General features: G+C 62.4%; 16 protein-coding genes. 12 read left to right on the top strand and 4 right to left on the bottom strand.

All coding sequences use genetic code 11. The features are described 5' to 3' along the window. The first annotated feature begins 152 nt into the window (after positions 1–152). The 5 genes from PLANPX_RS23630 to PLANPX_RS23605 all read left to right on the top strand — a co-directional run bounded on the left by PLANPX_RS23630 (position 153) and on the right by PLANPX_RS23605 (position 10,370). Positions 153–1,685: a pectate lyase family protein gene (locus PLANPX_RS23630; protein WP_152101100.1), complete on the top strand. Its 1,533-nt coding sequence runs from the start codon at positions 153–155 to the stop codon at positions 1,683–1,685. Positions 1,686–1,702: 17 nt separating this feature from the next. Then, a complete protein-coding gene (locus PLANPX_RS23620) occupies positions 1,703–4,342 on the top strand; it encodes a hypothetical protein (RefSeq protein ID WP_172992287.1) in 2,640 nt (879 codons plus the stop codon). A gap of 192 nt (positions 4,343–4,534) precedes the next feature. Then, on the top strand, positions 4,535–7,231 hold the full coding sequence (locus PLANPX_RS23615; protein WP_152101097.1) for a hypothetical protein: 2,697 nt from the start codon (positions 4,535–4,537) through the stop codon (positions 7,229–7,231). Between the two features lie 245 nt (positions 7,232–7,476). Further along, on the top strand, positions 7,477–9,039 hold the full coding sequence (locus tag PLANPX_RS23610) for a DUF7453 family protein (RefSeq protein WP_172992286.1): 1,563 nt from the start codon (positions 7,477–7,479) through the stop codon (positions 9,037–9,039). Between the two features lie 278 nt (positions 9,040–9,317). Beyond that, entirely contained in the window at positions 9,318–10,370 is a 1,053-nt protein-coding gene (locus PLANPX_RS23605; protein ID WP_152101095.1) for a hypothetical protein, read from the top strand. 42 nt (positions 10,371–10,412) lie between these two features. Here PLANPX_RS23605 and PLANPX_RS23600 read toward each other — a convergent pair whose 3' ends face one another. After that, on the bottom strand, positions 10,413–11,396 hold the full coding sequence (locus tag PLANPX_RS23600) for a dockerin type I domain-containing protein (protein WP_172992285.1): 984 nt from the start codon (positions 11,394–11,396) through the stop codon (positions 10,413–10,415). A 447-nt stretch (positions 11,397–11,843) separates the two neighbouring features. Between PLANPX_RS23600 and PLANPX_RS23595 the strand changes: the two genes are divergently transcribed. From PLANPX_RS23595 to PLANPX_RS23580, 4 genes are all read left to right on the top strand, one after another. Beyond that, a complete protein-coding gene (locus PLANPX_RS23595; protein ID WP_152101093.1) occupies positions 11,844–12,239 on the top strand; it encodes a GntR family transcriptional regulator in 396 nt (131 codons plus the stop codon). 150 nt (positions 12,240–12,389) lie between these two features. Further along, positions 12,390–13,337 (top strand): ABC transporter ATP-binding protein, encoded by a 948-nt coding sequence (locus PLANPX_RS23590; protein WP_152101092.1) that lies wholly within the window; start codon positions 12,390–12,392, stop codon positions 13,335–13,337. After that, positions 13,303–13,947 (top strand): hypothetical protein, encoded by a 645-nt coding sequence (locus PLANPX_RS23585; RefSeq protein ID WP_152101091.1) that lies wholly within the window; start codon positions 13,303–13,305, stop codon positions 13,945–13,947. Before PLANPX_RS23590 ends, PLANPX_RS23585 begins: the two co-directional genes overlap by 35 nt. 231 nt (positions 13,948–14,178) lie before the next feature. After that, positions 14,179–15,639 (top strand): hypothetical protein, encoded by a 1,461-nt coding sequence (locus PLANPX_RS23580; RefSeq protein WP_152101090.1) that lies wholly within the window; start codon positions 14,179–14,181, stop codon positions 15,637–15,639. Positions 15,640–15,742: 103 nt separating this feature from the next. On the opposite strand, the gene PLANPX_RS23575 is transcribed toward PLANPX_RS23580, so the two are convergent. Next, positions 15,743–17,161 carry an arylsulfatase gene (locus PLANPX_RS23575; protein ID WP_152101089.1) on the bottom strand — a complete coding sequence of 473 codons (1,419 nt, stop codon included), beginning with the start codon at positions 17,159–17,161 and terminating at the stop codon, positions 15,743–15,745. Between the two features lie 79 nt (positions 17,162–17,240). Further along, positions 17,241–18,515, bottom strand: coding sequence for a Gfo/Idh/MocA family protein (locus PLANPX_RS23570; protein ID WP_152101088.1), 1,275 nt, complete (start codon positions 18,513–18,515; stop codon positions 17,241–17,243). Positions 18,516–19,639: 1,124 nt separating this feature from the next. On the opposite strand from PLANPX_RS23570, the gene PLANPX_RS23565 reads away from it, so the two are divergent. The 3 genes from PLANPX_RS23565 to PLANPX_RS23555 all read left to right on the top strand — a co-directional run bounded on the left by PLANPX_RS23565 (position 19,640) and on the right by PLANPX_RS23555 (position 25,905). Beyond that, entirely contained in the window at positions 19,640–20,152 is a 513-nt protein-coding gene (locus PLANPX_RS23565) for a hypothetical protein (RefSeq protein ID WP_152101087.1), read from the top strand. 135 nt (positions 20,153–20,287) lie between these two features. After that, complete coding sequence (locus PLANPX_RS23560; protein ID WP_152101086.1) at positions 20,288–24,169, top strand: PAS domain S-box protein; 3,882 nt, start codon at positions 20,288–20,290, stop codon at positions 24,167–24,169. A 278-nt stretch (positions 24,170–24,447) separates the two neighbouring features. Continuing rightward, the gene (locus PLANPX_RS23555; protein ID WP_152101085.1) at positions 24,448–25,905 is read left to right on the top strand and encodes a sigma-54-dependent transcriptional regulator; all 1,458 of its coding nucleotides are present in this window, start codon (positions 24,448–24,450) and stop codon (positions 25,903–25,905) included. A gap of 119 nt (positions 25,906–26,024) precedes the next feature. Here the strand turns inward: PLANPX_RS23555 and PLANPX_RS23550 are convergent, their stop codons facing one another. Next, a complete protein-coding gene (locus PLANPX_RS23550; protein WP_152101084.1) occupies positions 26,025–26,234 on the bottom strand; it encodes a hypothetical protein in 210 nt (69 codons plus the stop codon). Between the last annotated feature and the right edge of the window lie 12 nt (positions 26,235–26,246).

The following is a 26,246-nucleotide window of genomic DNA, read 5'->3' as shown; positions in this document are numbered from 1 at the left end:
ATGCCGAACAGTGTCGCCCCTCGCGGGGCTAAGTAATCTGTTCAGCCCACAGACCAGGGGCTCGCGCCCCTGGCTACATCACTCGGCCCCTCAGGGGCCAACACTGTATCGCGAGTGACTGCCGCTTGCGCTCGTTCTACGTTTGGAGTGTCATGAGCCTCACACGTCACGTTGCACGATTCGCCATCGTGATCGCACTGGCCTACGCCGGCGTCGCGTCTGCAATGCAGGCCGCGCCGCCGGCGTTTCCGGGCGCCGTCGGCCAGGGCGCGCAGGCCACCGGCGGCCGCGGGGGCGACGTCTATCATGTGACGACGCTCGCGGATTACGACCCGAAGACCGAGCCCAAAATCGAAGGCTCGTTCCGCCACGCGATCCGTTCGGCCGAGGGACCGCGGACGATCGTGTTCGACGTCGGCGGCACCATTCCGCTCCATGCCGAACTCGAAATCCGTAAGCCTGACCTCACCATCGCCGGCCAAACGGCCCCCGGCGGCGTCACTTGCTGGGGCTTCCCCGCCGAAGTCTCCGGCACAAAAAACGTCATCCTCCGCCACATGCGCTTCCGCACCGGCGATTTCAACGCGCGCCCAGTACCAGTAGCCGCGGGGCAACGACCCGCCGGAGCGACGCCAAGAAAGCTAAACCCCGCCTCCGCCAACGCGATGTACGTCGGCAACGAGAGCGAGCGGGTGATCCTCGACCACGTCTCCGCCGCGTGGGGCATCGACGAAGTCCTTTCGGTCACGCGGGCCCGCGACGTCACGATTCAGAATTCGATCATTGCCGAGGGACTCAACAACTCGTTCCACCCGAAGGGCGCCCACGGCTACGGCTCGCTCATCCGCGGTGAATTGACGCCGGAGGATCAGGCCAAGAACATTGGCGGCTACACCCTCTACGGCAACCTGTGGGCCCACAACCGCGCCCGCAATCCATCGATCGGCGGGCAGCAGACGCTCGACGACGGCCAAGCGGAAGGCGATCGCCGTCGCACCGATCTCAATCTGGCGAACAACGTCGTCTACGACTGGGGCGATCAAGCCGCCCACCGTAGCGAAGGGGGAGACGTTCGCGTCAACTTGCTCGGCAACGTCTTTATTTGCGGGCCCGCGAAGAAGGCAAAGTATTTCTTCCGCGAGAAGACGCCAGGGCGGAGCGAAGTCGTCGCCATCGGCAATTGGCGCGACCTCGATCAGGACGACGATCACGACGGCTCTGTGCCGGAGGATGATGCGGAGCTTGCCAAAGGTTTTGACGGGTTTGCGAAAGACGATCGCCTCGCCACCGCTGGCAAGCCGTTGCCGTTCGGCGAACAAGTCGCCGCAGTCGCTCAACCGGCGGAGCAAGCGTACGAAGCAGTCCTCGCGGGCGTCGGGGCCTCGCTCGCACGCGATGCGATCGACCAGCGAATCGTCGACTCCGTGCGGAACCGCACCGGCGGGTTAGTTGATTCGCAAGAAGAGTTCCGCGGCGCCGACGGCAAGCTGCCAGGCATCGATGATTTGCAAGAACAACGACGGCCCGCTGATTTCGACGCCGATCGCGACGGCATCGCCGACGCGTGGGAACGCAAGCATGGGCTCGATCCGCGCGATCCGAGTGATGGCAATGGCGCAACGCTGAGCGATGAAGGGTATACGAACTTGGAAGTCTACATCAACGACTTGGCCACCAAGAACTAGCGCAACGTGAGCTCTGCATGCCGCTGATCAAGATACCTTTCGCATTGCGTGCAGCTGCGCTCATCCTAGCGACCGTCGCTGCAGCGCAAGTGCATGCCCAACTCCCCTTCTTCCCCGGCGCCGAGGGATTCGGCGGTTCATTCACCGGCACGGCGCCGGCCGGGGGCTGGTTTTCTAACGCCACCGTCTACCACGTCACCACCACGGCCGACACGCTCGCCCCCGACGGCAAGCCCGCCGTCGGCACGCTGCGGGGCGCCTTTTACGACGCCGCCCGCAAGCAAATGGCGAGCAACGTGCTGGTCGTCTTCGATGTCGGCGGTACGTTTCAACTCACGCAGGGCAGCCTCGACATCAAGACGGTCAACAATATCTACATCGCCGGCCAAACGGCGCCGAGTCCCGTGACCGTCTACGGCAACACCACGCAAATCACGAAGAGCAATAACACCGTCAACAGCAACGTGGTGCTCCGCTACATGACATTCCGCAAGGGAACGGGCGACGGTGAAGATGCGATCACGTTCGCCGGCGGCAATGGGGCGGGGCAGACGGTGGCGACGAACATGATTCTTGATCACGTTTCCGCATCTTGGGCTGAAGATGAAGATCTTTCCGTAGCGAACAACAATACCAACGTCACGGTGCAGTACTCGATCATTGCGGACGCGCTGACGAACAGTCACGCGTACGGTTCGCTGATTCGTCCGCAGATCGATTCCAGCGTGACGTTCCACCACAACCTCTACGCCAGCAACGCCAGTCGGCAGGCCCGCTTCGGCACCTACAACGCCGAAACGCTGACGGCCGACTTTCGCAACAATGTCATCTACAACTGGCGCGATCGCGCGAGCTACACCGGCGGCAGCAGTGAGGCGGAGCAAGAGTTCACCGACGTCAACTACGTCGGCAACTACCTTGTCGCCGGGCCGAATACCACCGGGCCCGCCAACCGCGCGTTCTCGGTCGACAAAAACGTCACCTCGCGCGTCTATCAGTCGGGCAATTTCGTCGACGCCGATAAACAGCTCAATCCCGGCGGCGTACCGAACGGCAGCGATCTCGGCTGGGGGGCGTTCGCTGTCTCGACGCCGGTCACCGACCAAACGATGACGCAAATGGTGACGCCGTTCGCGACGGCGCCCGTCACCACGCAAACGGCGCCGGCGGCCTATGAGCAGGTGCTCGACCATGTCGGCAACTTCTGGTGGAACCGCGAAGCGATTGATCAGCGGATTATCAACAACGTGAAGACGAACACCGGCCCGTCCGGCGGCGTCGGCGCCGCAGCGCCGAACGCGACTGAACTGGCGAACCTGCTCGCGGCTCCGACGACGACTCGGCCTGCCGGTTGGGACAGCGATGCCGACGGCATGCCGAACGCTTGGGAACTCGCCCATGGCCTCAATCCCAATTCCGCCGCCGACAATCGACTCGACTTCGACGGCGACGGCTACGTGAACGTCGTCGAATACCTCAACGAAGCGGGCGAGTTTCCCGCGCCGGCGCCGATTGTGTTCAACGGCGCAACGAATACGCGCTACGCTCAGATCACCAACTGGCGAACCAACGATGGCGGTGTCACGGCCGGCAGCAACTGGCAGCCGTCGAAATACGACGCCTCGGTGATCAATGGCGGCACGGTCGCCATCGACGCTATCGGCCAGCACGCAGGTGTGCTGCAAGTGGCGCCCGCGGTCGGCAATGCGGCGACGCTTAACGTGACGGCCGGTTGGATCGACGTCGCCGAACGGCTCGAAGTTGGCGCCGCCGGCAGCGGCACGGTGAACCATACGGGGGGATTGGTGCTCGCCGACGAAGTGCTGCTGGGGGGCGGCGTCGGGGCAAGCGGCGAGTACCATCTCTCCGGCAGCGGCGTGCTGCGCACAGGCCGGCTCGCCAAGGGCGCCAACGGCGGGGCGTTCAATTTTACCGGCGGCACGCTGAGCGCCGACGCCGTCGACTTTGATCTCGTCAACAACGGCGGCGTCATCGCTGCTGGCGAAAGTCCTGGGTTGATGCAAATCGACGGCGATCTCGCCCTTAACAGCGGCGTGCTCGAAATCGAAATCGGCGGCACCCAACTCGGGCAGTTCGACCGGCTCGAAGTCGACGGTACGGCCGACCTTGGCGGCACATTGCGCGTGGCGCTCGTCAACCTCGGCGGCGGCGCGTACCAACCGCAACTCGGCGATTCGATACCCTTCCTCGCCGCCAGCGGCGGCGCTGGCGGCATGTTCGATGCGTTCGAATTGCCCGCACTCGCTTCAGGGCTGGCATGGCAACTCAGCCCTGGCAACGTGACGGTCTTCCTCAACGTCGTCGCCGACGCGCCGCTCAGTCCCGCCGACTTTAACGGCGACGGTTTTGTGAACGGCGATGATCTCGCCGTTTGGCGGATAGGCTTCGGCAGCACCGGACAAACGAACAACGCCACGGGCGATGCTGACGGCAACGGCGCCGTTGACGGCGCCGATTTCCTTGTTTGGCAGCGAGGCTTCACGTCTGCCGATGGTGCTGCGACTTCCGTGGCAGTCCCCGAGCCATCAAGTTTGCTTCTTTGCGTGATCGCCGCGCTCTCTAGCCGCGGGTCAACGACCCGCCGGAGCGGTGATAAATGGCGAACGCTGCATGGGGAATGTGGACTTCGGTCGTGACTCTGTTATTTCCCCATTCCCCATTTGTACTCGCTCCGGCGGGTCGTTGACCGGCGGCTGCTGTCGCGGTTGCGGAACGCAAGATTCACTGATCCAGAACCGGCGTTGCCGATTCGCCCCGTGACGGTGGCCCGCAGCTTAAAATGACGGCTCTCTTCGCCATCAACACGTAGCCGGTCGAGTCTTCTCCTCATGCCGCTCCGCCTCACGCTTCTCCTCGCCGCGGCACTCGTTGCGTTCAGCACACCCGGCGCCGCGCATGCCCAATCGCTCCCCGCCTTTGCCGGCGCCGATGGCGCTGCTTCAAACGTTACCGGCGGTCGCGGCGGCCTTGTCTACCACGTGACGAAGCTCGACAGAAACTACACCGACGCCGGCGTCGGCACGCTGCGCTACGGGCTAAGCGATTCCAACTTCACGGTCAGCGGCGTCGTCCAGCCGCGGACGATCGTGTTCGACGTCGCTGGCACGTTTTGGCTCGGCCGGTTCGGCGCCGAGAGCGGCCACGACAACGGCTGGGATACCAACAGCCGCTACAACCTCGGCAGTCACGTCACCGTCGCGGGCCAGACGGCGCCGGGGCCGGTGACGATCATGGGCGGCCTTGTGAAGGCGAGCGGCACGAACGCCATCCTTCGCAACGTAACGATCGCCCCTGGCTACGGCATGCGGAATTTCTCTAAGCCGGAAGAAGGCATCCAGCCGACGCCGGGCGATTTTCCGGACTCTTACGTCTACGATGCGATCGACATCACCGGGACGAACCTGATGATCGATCACGTCACCACGGCATACTCCACCGACGAAACGATCTCGGCCAACGAACTCGCCAACAACGTCACGATCCAGTACAGCAACATTTCGCAGGGGCAGAACTACCCGCAAGCCGACGCCGAGGCGAGCGGCATTACCTACACCGGCCACGGCCTCGGTTCGCTACTTCAGGGAGGCTCGAATGCGAAGTTCAGCATTCACCATAATCTGTACGCCCACCAAAAGGGGCGGCTGCCGCGCGTCGGCAGCGAAGTCGGCACAGGGGCGTTCAACGACTTCCGTAACAACGTTTTTTACAACTGGTTCGGCACGGCCGGCGGCGGAGCGAGCGGGCAGCCGAGTTTTAATAACTTCGTCGGCAACTTTTATCGAGCGGGTCCGGGCGGCGACAATCCTGTCGGCGGCGCAAGCACGGCGATCACGACGGCGAGCGGCGGCACGGGCATTTTTAGCGGCAGCAACTCCAGCGGCACCCGCGTCTACCACTCGGGCAATCTGAAAGACACGAATAAGGACGGCGATGCCAACGATGGCGTCGCCCTTGCCAACAGCGATTTCGGCGCCTCGAGCTTTCAGGCCGGCCCCGTATGGTCGGGGGGCGTGCCAACGTACAACGGCGTCACCGATACGGCCACCACGGCGTACAATCGCGTCCTCGACTACATGGGCGCCAACTGGTGGACCCGCGACAACGTGATCGACACGCTCGACGAGCGGATCATCCAGGAGGTCCGCACCGGCACGGGCAAGATCAAGGCGTGGGCCGACGATCCATTCAATCACGATCCGAACGAAGGGGTCGAGTGGCGGGCGATGCTCGCCAAGCGGGCCGATCCCGTCACCGGCGTCGCCCCGTACAATCGCGGCGCCGATTGGGACGTCGATGGCGACGGTATGCCCAGCTTTTGGGAACTGGCGCACGGCCTCGATCCGAGCGCCGCCGACAACAACGGCGACTTCGACGCCGATGGTTACACGAATCTCGAAGAGTACATTAACGACATCGCAGCCTGGCCGGCGCCGACGACGATCATCTTCAATGGCGGCACGAACCAGCGGTACGCACAAATCACTAACTGGGATGCGAACCCCGACGTGGCGCTGACGCACAACTGGCAGCCGTCGCGCTACGACGTCGCGGCGATTCAAAACGGCTCGGTCGCCGTCGACGCCGTGGGGCAGCATGCGGGCACGCTTGCCATAGCGCCGAACGCCGGGAACGTCGCAACGTTCAACGTCACCGCCGGTTGGATCGAAGTCGCCGCCGCGCTGCAAGTCGGCGCGGCGGGGCAGGGGAGCGTCAATCATTCCGGCGGCGCGGTCGCGGCGAATGCGATCACGCTTGGCGGCAGCGGGGCCAACGCGGCGGGCGTCTACCGACTCTCCGGCGACGGCTGGTTGCGTGTCGGCCAACTAGCGAAAGGTGCGAACGGCGGCGCGTTTGAATTCACCGGCGGCACGCTGGTGGCCGACGTCGTCGACTTTAGTGTCGTCAATCAAGGGGGCGTCATCTCGCCTGGCGAATGGATTGGCATCACAGAGATCCATGGCGACTTGACGATGCAGAGCGGCGCCATCCATTTGCAGATTGCCGCCGCCGCAACGGGCGGGTTCGACCAATTGGTCGTCAGCGGAACGCTCGCCGCCGGCGGTACGTTGAGCATCGAGCTCGTCGATAGTTTCGTGCCAACGGTCGGTGATAGCTTCGATCTACTCAACTTCACGATGGCGAGCGGTGTCTTCGCGCTCGATTTGCCAGCGCTCCCTGCCGGGATGGCGTGGGACGCGAGCGACCTGCTCGCCACAGGGACGTTGGCTGTCGCCGCGGCGCCGCTTGCCGGAGCCGACTTCAACAACGACGGCTTCGTCAACGGCGATGATCTTGCCATCTGGCGCGCGAGTTTCGGTTCGACGAGCCAAACCACCAATACCAACGGTGACGCCGATCGCAACGGTACAGTCGACGGGGCCGACTTTCTTGTCTGGCAGCGGAATGCGGCGCCTGCCAGCAACGCATCGTCCGCGGCGGTTCCTGAGCCAGCCCCATGCGTGTTGCTGCTTCTGGCCGCTGGCGGCGCAATGTTGCCGAGCCGATTCGGCAAGTACCGCTCGTAATCCGATTAGCGGTCGCCGCGCACGACGCGGTCGATTTCACGCATGGCATCGCCGGATTTCGTGATCGCCATTACGCTGCATGCTTGGTTGGTTCGACCGTTGCTTGCCGCTCCGGCGGGTCGTTGACCGGCGGCTACTGTGCGACACTACCCTCGGCATGTCGACGAACAAGTAGGCGGTGCACTTTTTTGCAAGTAGCTCTTCCTGCTCTTGGCGACCTTTTCGACTCCTCTCACGAGGCTTACATGATGCTCATGCTCCTCCGTTGCCGTACAGCGCTTGTTACTCTTTCGTTTGCGATCGCTGCTGCTCTGCTCGACGCGCCCAGAGCCGTCGCCATCGACCTCGAACCGGTGATGTTGCAGTCTCAGGCCGTTCCGGGGACGACAGGATTCTTTTACGCCCCGACGATCACGGTTTCGGGGCTCAACAACAGCCGCAAAGTAGTCACTTGGGGCGGCTGGCCGGGCAATCCCTTTTCTCACAACGGCATCTTCACCTGGGAGAACGGCGTCCTCACCGACCTTCTCCGCAACGACGACGTGCAGAACGCCCCCGGTATCGGCCAGCCAGTGGTTCAAACGCAGCCCGGGTTTCTCGACCACAACGGCAACGTGGCCGCTCCCGCAAGCTTTGGCGTCGATCAGGACGACGTGAACTATATTGGCCCGAATCGCGCCGGCCTCGCGTTCGTCAATCGCGTCGGCGGCGCCGATGCGCCAGGCAACACCGATCCGTGGGAACCCTTCGTCAGCGTGGAGGGGAACAACAACGGCCAGATGGTTTTCTATGGCCGCGTCGGCAACAACGACCTGGGCCTGTGGCGCGGAACGAACTCGGCCAACTTAGTGCGGTTGGTGCAAGAAGACGTCACCCTCATTCCTAACACGGCGTTTGTCGTCGAAGATGCATCGTTCGAAACGCCGTGCATCACCAGCACGGGCGTCGCGTTGTTCGACGTTGGCTATGGCCCGTCGGGCGATGAAGAAGCCGTGCTCGTCGGCACGAGCGACGCCAATTTGCAGGTTGTCGCACGTACCAACTATCTCGACGTTCCTGGGCTCCCCGCCGGCACGAAGTTTAGTGGCGTGCAGAAAGAGGCGATCAACAATGCCGGCCACATTGTCATGGGCGGCGATTGGGGCGCCTTCGGCAATAGCGGGCTCTTCACGACCGCACGTGGTTTGTTGGAGCCGGTAGTCTTGAGCGGGATTACTAACGTGCCGGGCGTTCCCGGCGAGAAGTTCGACTGGCTACTCTCCAGTGTCACCATTAGCGGCAACGACGACGTCTTCTTCACCGGCGAGTCGGACGTCACCGCGACCGATGGTATCTACAAGTGGAACAACGGCGCACTCTCGGCCCTTGCGATTGAAGGTCAAGCGGCTCCCGGCGCCAACTCGACCTTCAAATTCTTTAATGGCGTCCATACAAATGCTGCCGGCGACATGATGTTCGTGGCGGAACTCGCCGATGAGAATGTCGGTCTGTGGTACGTCGCCGCCGGCACGACGACCTTGGTGCGGCAACTCATCACGGGTATGAACGTCGACGTCCTCGGTGACGGGACCGACATTCGCCCCATCGCCGATCTGTCGATGCCGGGCACGTTCGGCGGCCCGCAGGGCGGCGGCCAACTGCGTTTCAACGATCACGGCGACTTCATCGTGGAACTTGCTTTCGAAGCTGGCGTGAACACGCGGCCGCTGGAAGGAATCTACATCAGCAGCGTCGTGCCTGAACCGTCGACGCTCGCGTTGGCGTCGCTCGCGGCGTTGGCATGCATTGGCTCGCGCCGCCGTCGTTGAATCTTCGCTTGCACATCTTCTAGCCCCGGGCTCCGCCCGGGGGTGACGCTGCACAACGTCACGCTTACCGGTGTGGCGGCCGACCCCCGGGCGAAGCCCGGGGCTAGACTCGCCGCGAACATTAAAAGAACTACGAAGAATTGTCACGTTCCGCGGCGACCAACGGTCGCGACGCGGGTTCGCACGGTAGTCGCTCCGCAGCCGCGCAGGTAATATCAACACCTCGCGTTCACTGCCGACTCACCGCCGTTCCGAGCGAAATTCTTCGTTCGCCATCCATGAAGTCCCGACTCGTCGAAAAGCTCTCCGCTCTCCGCCAGAATCTCGATTGCGGCCACTTCATCCTCGCCGATGCGAAGGACGCCGACATGGCGTGGGGCGTCACGAGCCCCGGCGAACCGTACGGCGGTGCCGCTGCGACGAAGACCGACAAAGCGGCCGCTCGGTCGAGCCGCTATCGTTCGATCGCCGACTTCCGCGACCAGATTCGTGAGATCGTCCGCCAAGGCGCCGTCGATATTATGCTCGCTTCGGTCTCGACGATGGATCTGCTCGCCCACCGCGAAGGATTGTTCGACGCCAGTGACGTCACGCCAGCGATCCGGGCGAACGACGCCACCGACGTCTGGATCCCGCGCGGCGGCAACTATCGCCAATCGCCGTCGCTGCCGTTCGCGAGTTGTTATCTCGAAGAAGCCCAGTATGGCAGCCTGATGGCGACCGAAGATGGCGAGCCGAAGGTGAATCTTGGCCTCTACTCGGCGACGTTTAACAACTCGCTCGACAGCGACTACGCGACGCTCGAAGCGTTTCGCGAGTTCCGCGCCTACGCCGAGCAATGTGGCTTCCACTACTTTCTGGAAGTCTTTGCGCCGAACATCGACGGCGTCGTTCCCGCGCCGGAAGTCGGCGCGTTCGTCAACGATCACATCTGCCGCATGCTCGCCGGCGTCCCGCAAAGCGGCCGGCCCGAGTTCCTCAAGATTCCCTTCTTCGGCCCTGAAGTCCTCGAAGAACTCGTTTGCTACGACACGAGCATGATCGTCGGCGTCCTCGGCGGCAGCAGCGGCACGAGTTTCGACGCCTTTACGTTGCTTGCCGAAGCGAAGAAGCATGGCGCTCGCGTGGCGCTGTTCGGGCGCAAAATCAAAGACGCCGAGTACCCGCTGTCGTTTGTCTCGATCCTTCGTCGGGTCGCTGACGGCGAACTCGCCCCCGAAGAAGCCGTCCGCGCGTATCACGGCGAACTGCAGAAGCTGAAGATCGCCCCGCGGCGCGAACTGAAAGACGATCTCCAACTCACTGCGACGGAACTAAGCTACGCCCGGTAACGTGTCGTAGCCGCGGCTCAACGAGCCGCCGGAGCGAGCCTCCTAGCGCAAGGCTCTTCGACGCTGCACTGCCGCCAGCGCCATCCCAGCCGCAATCAGCAGCCCCAGCGAACCAGGCTCCGGCACCGCTCCGACTGGCGTCGGCGGACCGCCAAAATGGCTCTTCCACAAGGCAAGGTCCGCCGCGTCGACGTTGCCGTCTCCATTGGCGTCGCCGGTGGTCGCATTGGGTTGCCCAGTGAGTCCGAAGCCGCGCTGCCATGTGAGAAAGTCGACGCCGTCGACGTCGCCATCGCCGTCGAAGTCGCCGTTCGACGGATTCACGTCTACGAACGGCGTTTCTTGAGCGGCCGCATAGCGGTAGATTCCGGCCGTCCCGTCGGCGTCCTCGGCGAAGGCGAGCCCGGCATATCCGCTCGTGAAGCTGGAGTGCGAGACCGAGATCTGCGGTAGCGCTGGCTTGCCGGCCGGATCGTTGGCGGCCCACGCGTAGCCGGTCAGTTGATTGCCGACGGCGTTGAATTCCATCACGACCTCAGTGCCGGCGTTGAACGCGAGGTCGGCCCCGCCGAGGTCGACGGACGCGCCGCCGCCGGTGAGAGCTTGAATGTTGAGATTGCCGCTAAGGTCGAGGTACAGCAGGTAGCCCGTCAGGTTCTGCGGGTTGACGCGAGCTGTGAGAACCAGATTGCCCGCTTTGTTGTTTGGATTGTTGGGATCCGGCAGTACAGTCCCCTGCGTCCGAACATAGGTGGGGCCGAGCGTGATCGGCACGAGCGCCGACATCTGGTTCGTGACCGATCCAGCAGCGGGTTTCATGTAAAAATCGCCGCCGGAGGCGTCGTACGTTCCCGGGAAGGGGCCGGCGCCGTTGAGGTTGAGAACCCAGGGAACGGGATTCCCATCCGTGACGCTGCCGTCGCTGAAGTCGTCCATCCATGCAGCGCCCTCGGTCGCTTGCGGGAGAAACATCGCTAGACCCATCAACGTGACGAGCGACCAACGTGAACGAGGGGCGACAAGCATGGAACCTCTCCGATGCCAAATGAGCAGGGACAACATAAACGCCGTCGAGCAGCCATCGCGGCGCAAGGCCGCGGCCGAAACGTCTGGAAGAGACTTGTACCTCGACGCCGCTTGGCATCTCGGTGGAATCAACAGAAAAGAGCAAGAGAAGAGCCGTCATCGCTAGCTGCCTGCTTGCCGATTGACGACTCCTGGAGCGTAACGAAGCGCCCGCAACGAGTCAATTATTTTCAGCATCCTAGCTGCGGCCCCAGTAGCCGCGGCTCAACGAGCCGCCGGAGCGGTGACAATGAAAATGGGAATGCTGAATGTGGAATGGGGAGACGCCAACACCCCATTTCACATTCAGCTTCCCCATTACCATTTTCGACCTCCCACGATTTTCAAAAATCATCTCTTGACCCAAATTCACTGTACTAGTACGATTGGTACAGTGCCGAGGTTGAGATGAAATTTCAATGCGATTCCACCGCCCGAACGCCCATCTACCGCCAGCTCATCGAGCAGGTCCGCGAGGCCGTCGCTCGGGGCCGCGTTCAGCCGGGCGACCGGCTGCCGTCGGTCCGCCAGCTCTCGAAAGACCTGGTGGTTAATCCGAACACGATCGCCCGTGCTTACACCGAGCTCGAGCGAGAGGGGGTGCTCAACACCCGCCCCGGGCTGGGAGTGTTCATCGCCTCCCGGCAGGCGGAGCTCACCAATCAAGCCCGCGAACGCCGGCTCGCCGCCCTCATCGACCGCTTCCTCACCGAAGCCGTCCACCTCGGCTTCGCCGCCGAGCAAGTGACCGAAATGCTCCAAAAAAGGATCGGCCAGTTTCAATTCGCAGGAACGAAGGAGTAGTAAGTGTCAGTGGCCCGTGGTCAGTCGTCACTGGCTGCTGTCGCCGCCTAGTGCCTGCGGCATTTCAGCCACTGACGACTGACGACTGACCACGGACCACTGACATGCAGTAAAAACTTCCCCATCTTTAATTCGCTCTCCCTTCTAAAAATGCTCCCCCTCGCCACCACTCGCTTAACAAAGTTCTACGGCAATCGCCCAGTCGTAAACTCGGTGAACCTCGCGATTCCCAGCGGCTGCGTCTACGGCCTGCTCGGTCGCAACGGCGCCGGCAAAAGCACGCTCATCAAAATGCTGATGGGCATGGTGCAGCCCGACGCCGGCGAAGCGACGCTTCTCGGCCACAACGTCGCCGAGATGCCGGCCGAAGTGCGACAGCGAATCGCCTACATCGCCGAGGGGCATCCGCTCTACGACTGGATGACGATCCAGCAGGCGATCGACTTCGTGGCGCCGTTCTACACGCGTTGGAACGGCCGGCTTGTCGATCAGATCATCAATCACTTTGAACTGCCCCGCCGCGGCAAACTCCGCCGCCTCTCCAACGGCCAGCGGGCCCAAGTCTCGCTCGCGCTTGCCGTGGCGCCCGAGCCGGAGCTCTTGATTCTCGACGACCCGACGCTCGGCCTCGACACGGTCGTCCGCCGCGACTTCCTCGAGTCGCTTATTCAAATCATCCAGCGCAAGGGTCGCACGATCCTGTTCAGCTCGCACATCCTGGGCGACGTCGAACGCATCGCCGACCGCATTGGCGTGATGGTTGACGGCGTCCTTCGGGTCGATTGTCCGACCGAGCATTTCCGCGAGTCGATCAAGCTCGTCACGCTCGAATTCCGCGGCGTTCCGCCCGATTGGTCGGGAGGCGGCGGAGTCGTCAGCTCACGGCACGTCGGCTCGAACCTCGAACTGATTACGGTTGGCTTCGACGCCGAGCAACGTGAACTGGCCGAGTCGCTTGAGCCGCTCGCAATCGACGTGCTCGATTTGAATCTGGAAGACGCGTTCATCGAATACACCCGCGGGCCCAAACGCTCGCTCCCCCTGTTTGTCACGGAGTCGACCGATGATTCGTACGCTCGTCCTCAAGGAGTTGCGTGAGAGCCTGCCGATCGTGGCGGCGGCGGCCTTCGCGATTGCTTCAGGTTTTTGCTTGAACTTTCTGCTCTCCGCCGTCGTCTCAACGTCGCCGGTGGTCGAGATCCCGTTTCTGAATGGTTTCTGGGCGTGGGTCCTGCTCATCGGCTACAGCGTCGCCGTCGGCGTCGGCTTGAAGCAAACGGCATGGGAAGATTCGAAGGGAACGTATCGCTACCTGCTATTCCGTCCCATCGACCGGCGCACGACGTTTCAGTTGAAGATCGCGGTAGGGATGCTGCTCGTCGTCGGCTTCGTTGCGGCGTACATCATCTTCTACGCGCTCTGGTCCGCTTGGCCGGGACGCTTTGCAGCCCCCTTTTACTGGTCGATGACGATCGGCGCGTGGCAAGTTTGGTTCGTGCTGCCGCTGATTTACTCGGCGGCGTTCCTGAGCGGCATCCGCCGGGCGCGTTGGTTCGGCTCGCGATTGGGGCCGCTGATTGGCGCGATGTTCGTCTCGCTGATTCTGGTCTATCAGCCGTGGCCTTGGATCGCGGCCGCCGTTTCGCTCGCGCTCACCGCGCTGTACGCGAGCACGGCGATCGATGTCGCCCAACGACGTGATTATTAAGCGCGTGGATTGATTCGGTCGGACAGCAGTAACGTCAGATTATTAGAAGGTTCCGGCTCCCTCCCCCTTGAGGGGAGGGCTGGGGAGGGGGGAGCGCTATTACACGCTTCCTTCACCCCTCCCTAACCCTCCCCATCAAGGGGAGGGGACCTCACGAATGTTGTTGGATTTACATCCATCTCGCCCAGCCAACACCTATCGCCTCCCCACTCCGCTCCCAATAGGCTCCCCATGCCTCGCCAATCAAACTTCCCCTCGCTGCGGCTGTTCCTTTCGCTAACGATCGGCGTCGCCGCGATCTGGATTGTCGCCGCGGGCATGGGCGTCTCCGTCGTCGGGAGCTTCTCGCAGCCCAGGTCGACGGAATCGCTTTGCATCGCCATCGACGGCGAGCCGCTGCTCGATCGATATGTGATTTCCAACGGAGGGAGTCGGCGGCTTCCCTACAAAACGCTTGCAGGCGAGGAGGTTCCGCGAAACCGTGAGCTGGCGAATCCGGTGATTCTTGTCGGTAATAATCGTCCCCTGCCTTGGACCGAGGGGCCAATCAATTGGGGCAATAGAATACTCTGGTGCGAAGACCACCTTCGCTGGTTTGTCGTGCGCGACGCCGCCGTCGACGGGCGCGCCTATTTGGTTGGCTATAATCGCGAATCAAAGCTCCCTAGCCAGTATCTCAGTCGTGCGGGCTTTCAGTTCACGCCCCCGGACAAGGAGGACTATTTTGAAGTGGGGCCGCGCTTCTACCACTCGACTGGCTTGGTGACTGGCAGAAAGTTGAGCGGATTGTCATTCAGCAACCAATACAGCGGGCTCGACATTGGCGGGGCGACGCCCACGCCGAACATTTACCTGTTCGATGGAGACGATCTCCTCGAAATCAAGCTTCAAGCGCTCAGTACGGAGAAAATTGCCGCCATTCCTCGCCCTCTGGCACTGACGATGGCCGGGGTTCCAGCCTCCCGCGCGCAGGCCGGCGAGGCGAAGCAGGCAGCGGCCGGGCAGGAGGCCGATGAAGACTTCCAGGCGATACAAGCGCCAAGGAATCCGCGGCTGGTGATCCGCACGACGGAGCGCGTCGTGCTGCTAAATCCGTCGAATGGCGAGCAAGTCGAGTATCGGCTGCCGGCCGATCTGCACGGCGCGGCCGTCAACGTCTATCCAGTCACGAACGAGCGATTGGTCGTCGAGCGGCTTGAGAACACTCCCACAGCAACCATTCGCCATCTCACTTGGCTGAGCCCCGCGAGCGAGGTCCTCCGCACCGAGGAGGTGACGACGAATCGTCGCGAGGAGACAACGCCGTTTGCCGCAGCAATAATTCTCTGTCTCGCGGCGCCATTGTTGTTGCTGTACGCGCCGAGCATGGTCTGGTTTGCTCCTCTTGGATGGGTAGAGGTCCACCCTGGCAGTACCTTTGGCGAGGCGCTGCAAGAGATTACCGTCGGATCGTGGCAAGTCTCGCTTGGGTTGTTCGTCCTCTCGACTGTTCTCGCCGTATTCGTCTACCGCTGGCAGCGCGAGAATAACCGCCCGCGTCCCGTCGCCTGGGCCGTTGCCGCGTTTCTGCTTGGCGTCCCGGGATTCATCGCCTATCTCATTCTCTACGGCCGACCGAGCGTCGCCCGGGCGCGCACTCGCAAGATCGCAACGACCGAGCCCAAGCTCCTAGGCATCGAAATCTTCGCGTAAGCGAACCGGGCGCACACCCAAGCGAGGGTTCGGACTGGTCGCTTAGGCGACCAGTCCGCGCGCCGTTGGGCGTCGCGTATCGAACGGAAACACGAGCAAGATCTCAGTTTGCAGGAATCTTAAACAGCTCGGTATCGACATGCGCCTTGCGCATGATCTCCCGCATCCTCGCCACAATCTCCGGATGCTCCGCCGCCACGTTCTTCGTCTCGGCCAGATCATCTGCGAGGTTGTACAGTTCCAGCGGCCGACTGGGATCGGTCTGGAAGTCGAGCCGCACGGCCTTCCAATCGCCTTGTCGCACGGCCTGCTTGCCGCCGCGCTCGTGGAACTCCCAGTAGAGGTAATCGTGCTCCGGCTGCTCGCCCTTGCCGTAGAGCGTCGGCAGGTAGGAGAGGCCGTCTGTATCGGCCGGCGGTTTGATTCCTGCTGCCTCGCACGCGGTCGGCACGAAGTCCCAGAACGCCGAGACGTGGTCGCTCGTCTCGCCCGCGGCGATCTTGCCCGGCTGCCACGCGATCATCGGCACGCGGACGCCCCCTTCGTACATGTCGCGCTTGCCCCCTTTGAGCGGTCCGCCGGAGTTGAAGAAGTTGCGATCCCAACCTCCTTCGCTCATCGGGCCATTATCGCTGGCGAACATCACGATCGTGTTCTCGTCGATTCCCTGCTCCTTCAGCTCGTCGAGAATCTGGCCGACCGCATCATCGAGGTTCGTCACCATCCCGGCGAAGGTCGCCTTCGGATGCGTCTCGTTGCGGTAGTGGCTGTCTTTGGTGTGCGGTTTTTCTTTGAACTTGCCGACGAACGGGTCGCGCCACTTCGCGGGGACGTTCAGGTCGGCGTGCGGCGCCTGCAGCGAGAGGTGAAGGAAGAACGGCCCGTCCTTGTGTTCCTTGATGTACTCTTTCGCATCGGCGACGAACATGTCGGTCGAGTAGTGCTTCCCTTCTTTGCCGTGGTTGTCGGGATACTGCACCTTCTCGCCGTCGCGCCACAGCACTTGGGGGTAGTAACGGTGGGCGGCGCCATGGCTGATGTAGCCGAAGAAGTGATCGAAGCCTTTCTCAGCCGGATGGTTGCCGTTCTGCGAGTTGCACGCGAGCCCGCTCTTGCCGATCATCGCCGTGTGATAGCCGGCGTTCTTCAGCAGTCGGCCGATCGAGATGTCTTGCGGATCGGGCCGGAACTCGATCGGGCCGTTCGCTCGTTGGTGGACGTGGCCCGTATGCTGGCCCGAGAGCAGGCACGCCCGCGACGGCGCGCAGACGGTGCAGCCGGCGTAATGCTGTGTGAACCGCATCCCCTCCTTCGCCATGCGATCGAGGTTCGGCGTCTTGAAGTTCTTTTGTCCATAGCAGCTGAGATCGCCGTAACCGAGATCATCGGCGAGGATGAAGATGATGTTCGGCTGCTCGGCGGCCTCGCTCTCCGCGGCGCTCGCGGCGAGGCAGACGCAGGAGAGGAGCACCACGACGGCACGAAGGACACGACGGGGAAAGAAGTAGGTCAAGGTAGTCATCGCATTCATGGTGTTGGTCTTACGTCGTGCTCGTTGTGCCGTCGTGGTTCAAATAACTCAGTCAGCTCGATAGTGAAGATCAAACGACCGGCAGCTCGTATCCTTCACGGCGCGGGCGGTCGAGCAGCTTGCAAGCTTCGGGGTCTTCGGGGAACGTCTCGGCGACCGGGTCCCACTTCAGCGGCCGGCCCACTTCGCGGGTGATGTTTGCCAAGTGGCAGACGCTGATCGAACGGTGGCCGATCTCGACGTCGGCGTTCGGCAACTCACGGGTACGGATGCAGTCGAGCCAGTTTTGAATGTGCGGCCGCGCGATCCAGCCGTCGCCTTCCCATTTGTCTTGCACGGCTGGCTTGGGGGCGTCCTTCGCGAAGCCGGGCGGGTTGGTGGCGAATTTGTTGCGATTGATTTCCATCTTCGCGTCTTCGCCGACGAAGATGCCGCCCCCCATCGGTCCGGTGTTCTCCAACTCGAAGCTCACCTCGACGCCGTCGTCGTATCGCATGCCAACTTTGCCGTTCGGGCCGGGCGTGATCGGCCACAGCTCGACCGGGCCGGTGTGGCTCTTGCCGAGGGCCCACTGAATTTGATCGACGCCGTGAGCGCCCCAGTTGGTCATCTCGCCGCCCGAGTAGTCGCGCCAGCCCATCCATGCGAAGCGAAGCGAACCGTTGTACGGCCGCAGTTCAGTCGGGCCGCACCAAACGTCCCAGTCGCCGCCGGTCGGCACGGGCTCGGCAGGGAAGTTTTGCATCGCCTGCGGACCGACATAGTTGACAGCGAGCACTTTTTTCAGCTTGCCGAGCTTGCCGTCGCGGACGAACGCACAGCAGTAGTCATTGATCTCCATGCTGCGCTGTTGCGAGCCGACCTGGAAGACGCGGCCCAGCTTCCGCGCCGCATCAGCGAGGATGCGGCCTTCGCGGATGTAGGCGGTGAGCGGCTTTTCGGCGTAGATGTCGAGCCCCGCTTGCATCGCCCGCATGCAGGGGAGGGTGCGACCATGATCGGGAGTCGCCACGACCACCGCGTCGAGCTGCTCCTTATCGAACATCGTGCGATAGTCGGTGTACGTTTTCCACTGCTGCTTCTTCTGGTCGAGGGTCTCGGCCATCCGCTCAGGGAAGCAATCGGCCAGCGCGACGATGCGGCCCCCTTCTGGCACCTGATCCATCAACTGCCGCGCACGGCCGCCGGCGCCGATGAAGCCGATGACGATTTGATCGTTGGGACCGACGGCGCCTTCGCGTCCGAGCACCCGCGCCGGAATGAAAGTCGGCAGCGCGATCGCGGTGCTCGCTGCGGCCGCGGTTTTGAGGAACGTGCGGCGTGAAGCAGTCGAGTGGCGACTCATCAGGGAGAACTCCGTTGGGTGCCGGGAGAGCCCTTGCAGCGCACCGAGAGCCGCAGGGAGAAATAGCAGGAAAAGTCGGGAGTTTAGTCCCTCTTCGAGCCTCTCATTGTACCTAGACGCGTGGGGAGCGAGGAGGAGTTGAGGCGAGCGGGATGAACGCGTTGATCAAGCTGCTTCGATGCCGTGGACCGCAATTGCTCCCCGCTTTTCAGGCAGTTGTCGCTGCTCGAGAGCGCCCGTCAGGCGCCAGCGGAGGCGGAATAACGCAAAGCTTTCCGCATCTTTCTACACAGCGAGAAAAAACGCTGAACGCTTGGCGAGGCAATCGCAAGGAACTTGCGAACTACCTTGCCGGTCGTGCCGTAAATAGGGGCGTCGACGTTCACTTGGACGGCCGCCGACCGGGCTGGAAGTTTTTTAGGCCGGCTGGCGAATAAATCTTCTCCAAGTGCTGTGCGAGGAGAAGCCAAGCAATGGCGGCGGCAACGTAACGTGCTGCGACCGAACAGTTTTCGGTCGCCTGACGGAACAACGAGCGGCTCGGCACGACGTTTGCCTAATACTTTTATCAACTGAGAAACGGGGCCTAGTAAGGGCCCGTGGGGGACACGAACAGGAGGGAGATGTGATGAGCCAACGAACCATCCAATCGCGTGTTAACGAAATTCGGCGCAGCTGGTCGCGGAAGGAGCGGGAGAATCGCGCCATCCTCGGCGAACGACGCTGTCTGGAACTGCTGTTCCAAGCCGGGCTCGTACGACCTTGTCTTGCGACGGCCAGTCGAGCTCCCGCCTAAGGGCGGCATCTTATCCCGCCGATCGCCACGAGGCTGATCCTCGCCAGCGGCGGTCCGATTTCACAACTCATTTAGTTGGCGACGGCGTCAATCACGCAATGCGGTAAGCGTCGCTCGCCAGCTATCAGGGACACGACCCAGGCCGTCGAGTCGTTAGCGACTCGGCGGCTTTTGTTATTGGTGGAATGGCTAGGCTTCGAGTTCTGATACACTTCGTCAGAGTGAAATTGGCACACGCAATGCAGTTATTTGCAGACGCGCCGAGTAATGCGTCTGTTTGAGTTAGCTAATTGTTCGGCGTTCAGACACTACTGGAGGCGAGAGTTCGATGCCAAAACAAGATTGCGTAGTTGCGGTTTTTGGAACGTATGCAGCGGCGAGCGACGCTCGACGGGATCTCGAGGCATTAGGCTATGGATCATATATCTCGATCATCAGCCGCGACACTGCTGAGCGTCTCGACGCGGCGGGGCCGATGACTCAAGGCGACGAGATGGAGAAATCCGCCGCCGTCGGGGCCGCCACCGGCGCGACGCTAGGTCTGCTCGCAAGTTCAGCGCTGTTGGTCATCCCGGGTCTCGGGCCAGTCTTGTTTGTCGGCGCTATCGCGAGCGGCATCACCGGCGGAATCGTTGGTGGCCTCGTCGGCGCCATGACGGGGTGGGGGATCAAGGAAGACCACGCTCAGGATTACGAAGAAGAGTTGCGGCGCGGCAAATCGTTGATCGTCGCTAAGGCCGACCCGCTTCATCTGGCCGAGATCGAGGAAGCGTTGGAAAAGTCGCCTGCCGAGGAAGTGAAACTCCACGCCGAGTCTGCGGACGCCCACGTCGACGCTTAGGCTGTAGACTACAGGCAATTCGACCGCGATGGCCGTGAAGGTCGATTGCGATAGAGGCATGGCGGGGCGATAATCAACGCTGGACCACGTCGGGGTGACGCGGCACGACTTGCGCTTCGATCCCGGGCCGACCGAATGAATGCTCCGCTCCCCAGTGATGCCGCGACGCCGCCATGGGGCCTCAGCGCGCTGGGGCGGCAACTCAAGGCGATTGACTGGTCGAAGCATCCACTTGGCGAGTCGCAGGCGTGGCCCGTTAGTTTGAGGACGGCGCTGCACATCGTATTGGCCAGCCAACGTCCGCAAGCGGTGTGGTGGGGAGCGAGTTTCGCCCAGTTGGCGAACGATCGCTTTCAGAGCCAGTTTGCCGATCGCACGAAGGCAGTCGGCGCTCCAGCTACAGATTTATGGAACGACGTTTGGGAGGTCGCCGGCGATCAGATTTTCGCTGCGATGAGCGACAGCTCGAACGCCATGACGCCAATTGTCATCGCGGGCGTCGAAGGACGCGACGGAGCAGGTTCGCTCACGCTGCTAGCATTACTCAATGACGATGGTCAGCCTGGCGGATTTCTCTGCGAATGGAACCCGCTGCTCGCGAGCGCGACTGAGGCGGAGCTCGAAGAACGCGAGCTACGCTACCGTCTCGTGGCCGAAGCGACTGGCGACTACATCTGGGATTGGGATCTTGAAACCGATCTCGTGGCTCGCAACGCAGGCGCGGAGACGCTGTTTGGCTACCAATCCGCCGAGATTGGCGGCGACCTGAACTGGGGCGTTAACAAGATCCACCCGAAGGATCGCGACGGCGTTTTGCGCATCATCAAGGTTGCGATCGAAAAGGGAGAGACGGCTTGGTCGGCCGAGTATCGATTTCAGCGCGCCGATGACAGCTACGCGCTCGTCTCAACGCGCGGCCATGTGATTCGAGATAGCGAAGGGAAGGCCGTGCGCGTCATCGGCGCGATGCGCGACCTCACTGAAGAACGGCAACACGAACAAGCGCTCCGCGACGTCGAGCAGCGATTCCGCGCCGTGACAATGAACGCCCCAGTGGCGATTTTCATCAAGGATCTTGAAGGGCGCTACACGCTTTGCAATCCGGTCGCTTCGCAGTCGCTTGGGAAGCCGCGCGGCGTCATCGGCATGACCGACTACGACCTGATGCCGCGCGAAGTGGCCGACGCGCTTCGCGCCGCAGATCAGCAAGTTCTGACATCTGGCGAAGCGGCGGAATTCGAAGAGACGATTCCACAGTTGGGCGTTGATCGGCACTTTCTGGCGGCAAAGTTCCCGCTGCGGAACGCCGCTGGCGAAATCGTTGGCGTCGGCGGCGTCGCGGTCGACGTCACTGATCGCAAGCAGGCGCAGCAAGCGCTCCGTGAGAGCGAGCGGCGATTGCTTCTGGCGACGCAGACCGGCAAGGTCGGCGTTTGGGCGTGGGATATTGCCGAGAACCGCGTCTCCTGGTCAGAGTCGCTGCAGGGCATCGTCGGCGTAACGCCGGCAGATTTGGACCCTGGAGCCGATGGGTTCGAATCGCTTGTTCATCCCGACGACCGCAGGCTCGTGCGGCAGGCGCTCGCCAATGCTGTTGAGAAAGATGCGCCGCTGGAGCTTGAGTTCCGCGCACAACGACCGAGCGGTGAGACCATTTGGCTGTTCAGCACTGGCTCGGTGATTCGCGAAGGGGGCCGTGCCGTGCGGATGCTCGGCGCGACGCTCGACGTCACCGATCGCAAGCAAGGCGAAGCGGCGCTCCGAGCGAGCGAAGAGCGGTTCCGCACCTTGGCGAGCCATGCCCCGGTCGGCATTTTTCAAACGGATCTTCACGGCGACAACATGTTCGTCAATGAAGGTTGGTGCGAGATGGCCGGCCTATCCGCGGACGAAGCTCGCGGCAAGGGATGGATGAGCGCGATCCACGTCGACGATCGCGAGGCAGCTCTTGCCGGTTGGCAGCAGGCGCTTACCGAAGAGGCGTCGTCGTCGGCAGAATTTCGTTTTCGGCGTCCTGACGGCGCTGTCACGTGGGTGCAGGGGAACGCCGTACCGCTTCGCGATGTGAACGGTCGTCGCATCGGTTACATCGGCACGGTGGTCGACATCACCGCGCGCAAGCAAGGCGAAGCAGCGCTGCGGAACAGCGAACTGATGTACCGCGCCATCGGCGAGTCGATCGACTACGGCATTTGGATCTGCGATGCCGCGGGACGAAACATCTACTGCAGCGAGTCGTTCCTCAATCTTGTCGGCATGACGCAGCAAGAATGCTCCGACACTGGTTGGACCGACGTGCTCCATCCCGACGACGTCGAGCAAACAATCGCCGCGTGGCGGCAGTGCGTGCAATCGGGCGATGCATGGGACGTCGAGCATCGCTTTCGCGGCGTCGATGGCAAGTGGCATCCCGTCCTGGCGCGTGGCGTGCCGGTGCGCGACGAGCATGGCGCCATCATCGCCTGGGTCGGCATCAATCTCGACATCAGCGATCTCAAGCGGATCGAGAGCGACCTTCGCGAGAGCGAAGCCCGCTTCCGCAGCATGGCGGATAACGCGCCGGTGCTCATCTGGATCCATGGCGTCGGCGGCTGCCAGTATGTGAACAAGGAGTACATGCGATTCGTCGGGGCCGAACTCGACGAACTGCAGGGCATGAATTGGACGCGATTCATCCACCAAGACGAGCGCGAAGCCTTTATCGAGAGTTACCGACAAGCATTCAAGCTGCAGCAAGCGATCGATGCGCAGCTGCGCATGCGTCGCGCCGATGGGGAGTATCGCTGGCTCAGCGTGAACGGCACGCCGCGGTTCCGTGCGGACGGAGCCTTCCTGGGTTATGTCGGCTGCTCGGTCGATATCACCGACATGAAGGCGTCCGAAAGCGCCCTGCGTGAAGCCGATCGCCGTAAAGACGATTTCTTGGCGATGCTCGGCCATGAACTGCGCAACCCGCTGGCGGGGATCGTCACCGGCGCCCAAGTGTTGGCGATGCTCAATCTCGATCAAGAAGCGAACGAGATGCAGGCCGTCATCGCGCGGCAGGCGGCGCAAATGTCGCGGATCGTCGACGATCTGCTCGACGTCTCGCGGATCGCTCGCGGCAAGCTGCGGCTACGCCGTCAGCACGTGAACCTCCGCGAACTGCTGCGGGACACGATCGACGACTATCGCAAGGCCCGTTTGCTGGAGCAATGCGAACTCCAGATCGAACTGCCCGAGCAAGATGCGTGGGTCTTCGCCGACTCGGCCCGCTTGGCTCAGGCGTTCTCGAACCTCATCCACAACAGCTACAAGTTCAGCGATGGCCCGAACGTCATCTCAGTGACGCTCCACGCGCAGGCCGCTGACGCTGTTGGCGACGCCGCGATCGTGGTCCGCGACCAGGGAATCGGCATGACCGACGAAACGCTGGCGAGGATCTTCGAACCGTTCAACCAAGCTGACAACAGCCTGGAGCGGAGCCGCGGCGGCTTGGGACTGGGGCTGGCGCTCACCAAGGGGTTGGTGGAACTCCACGGCGGCGGCATCCGCGCCCATAGCGACGGGGTAGGGCAGGGGGCGGAGTTCACCATCACGCTGCCCCGGTCGACGCCGCCGCAGTTGGCGCAGCCAGAGCCGCCAGCCAAGGGGGAAGAACTCGCTCGTCAGGAGCGGATTCTGATCGTCGATGACCGCCGCGATGCGCTCCTCGCCCTCAACCATATGCTGCGACTCGACGGCCACATGGTGGCGACTGCCGAAGATGGCGCCGCGGCCGTTGCGAAAGCAGTTGAATTTCAGCCCCGCGTTGTGCTGTGCGATATCAGCCTCCCCGGCGAGATGAATGGCTATGCGGTTTGCCGGGCGTTGCGGTCGTTACCCGAAACCGCCGCAGCCTACCTGGTGGCGGTCACCGGCTACGGGCACGACGAAGCCCGCAGAGCGTCGAAGGAAGCAGGCTTCGACTACCACGTGACGAAGCCGGTGGGAAAGGCCGCATTACGCGAGCTGCTAGCCAATCGCCCCCGCCTCTAATCGAGCCGACAACGATTCGTCGGAATCGGGTATTCCGGCTATTTCCTTGGCGGGCGGCGACTCTACTATTGCCACTGTGCTCTACGCCTTGGCCGGCTTGGGATGTTAGGGGGATTCTGCCAGACCAAATCGATTCGGTAGTCTCGTAAATTTAGATGGCCGAGATAGAATCGAAAACTTCTGCCAACGGCGGCGGGGGCCTTCGTGCGCCCGAGACGCCGGGGAGATAAATCGAATAACCGCCGAGCGCCGCAATTGAGCTCGGAGAAAAGGAATCAATGGCGAGTTTGTTGGTAATTGATGACGACCGCACCGTCCTGTTGCTGGTCAAAAAGGCGTTCGCCGATTCGGACGTCGAGATTCACACTGCCAGCGACGCGGAGTCGGGCATGGCCGCCTTGCGCGAGCACAAGCCCGATGTTTTGCTGCTCGATATCCTCCTGCCGGAGGTTTCCGGCATGGAGCTGGCCCGCGAGATTCGGGCAATCGATCTCCGCCTGCCGGTCATCTTCATCACCGCCACGAACGACAGCGACACGGCGATCGAAGCGATGAAGATGGGGGCGTACGATTATCTCCTCAAACCGCTTGATATTCGCCAGGTTCGCTCGTTGGTCGAACGGGCGCTCGAGACCCGCCGGCTGATGAACTCGCCGGTCCGCTTGCAAGAAGCGGAAACTGATTCCGAAGACAGCGACGTGCTCGTTGGCCGCAGCCCCAAGATGCTGGAGGTCTACAAGCAAATTGGCCGCGTCGCGGCTCAGGACGTCACCGTGCTCATCCGCGGCGAGAGCGGTTCGGGCAAGGAGCTAATCGCCCGGGCCCTGTACCAGCACAGCCATCGCAATGACCAGTGCTTTATGGCGGTGAACTGCGCCGCCCTGACCGACACCCTGCTGGAAAGCGAGTTGTTCGGTCACGAGAAGGGCGCCTTCACCGGCGCCGACCGTCGCCATATTGGCCGCTTCGAACAGTGCAACGGCGGCACGATCTTCCTCGACGAAGTCGGCGACATGTCGCCGGCAACGCAGAGCAAGGTACTGCGGTTGCTCCAGGAACAGAAGTTCGAACGCGTCGGCGGGCACGACACGATCTCGGTCGACGTGCGGCTCATTTCGGCGACCAACCGCGATCTGGAACAGATGATCGAGGACAACGAGTTCCGGCTCGACTTGTTCCATCGCCTCAACGGCTTCGAGATCCAACTGCCGCCCCTGCGGGAACGCCAGGGAGATTTGAAGCTGCTGCTAGATCACTTCCTCAAGCGGTTCAACAGCCAGCTGAGCAAGGGGATCACGAGCATCTCGCCCGAAGCGCTCGATCTGATGGAGAAGTACCCTTGGCCGGGTAATATTCGCGAGATGCAGGGCGCCGTCCGCCGCGCGATGCTCATGGCGACCGGTCCGACGATCGTGCCGGAGTTGTTGCCGAAAGATATCCTTGAGTATCTGCAGCCAGGCTCAGCGCCGCGACGCGTGGCTGGCGCCTCTTCCAGCGATGACGGAGGCGCCGTCGATCTGGCGTCGTTCCTCGACGAGCGGATTAATTCCGGCTCGGAGAACGTCTACCAGGAATCGCTGCAGTTCATGGAGCGCTATCTGCTGACCCGCGTATTACGCGAGACGGCAGGGAACCAATCGAAGGCCGCCCTGCGACTCGGCATCACCCGCGGCAGCCTCCGCAATAAGATGCGGGAACTCGGGATCCAAGTCGGGCAGGTCGTCGAAGGAGACTGAGAGCGCTCCTAGCCCCGGGCTCCGCCCGGGGGTGAGCTAACCGCGCGCAACGCGATGCCTACCGGAATGGTGACCGACCCCCGGGTGGAGCCCGGGGCTAATGACGCGATGCGTGCTCGCTACCACGGCTTCAGCTTCCAACCGAGCACGAACCCGATGCCGAACGCCCACAATGCGACGACTTCGGGACGTTCGCGGGCATACTCTCGGAAGAACGTGGTCGCCGCATCGCAAGCGTCGAGGCCGCGAGCGAGTTGGTCGTCGCCGCCGAAGGCAGGAGGCCGTGCGCCGGTACGTTCAGCGAATTCTGAGTAGTTGGCGGTAGACATTGCGATAAGTCT

The organism is Lacipirellula parvula, assembly GCF_009177095.1.
Taxonomy (GTDB): domain Bacteria; phylum Planctomycetota; class Planctomycetia; order Pirellulales; family Lacipirellulaceae; genus Lacipirellula; species Lacipirellula parvula.
The sequence above is the reverse complement of the archived record's forward strand: the minus strand, read 5'-3'. Positions and strand labels throughout refer to the sequence as shown.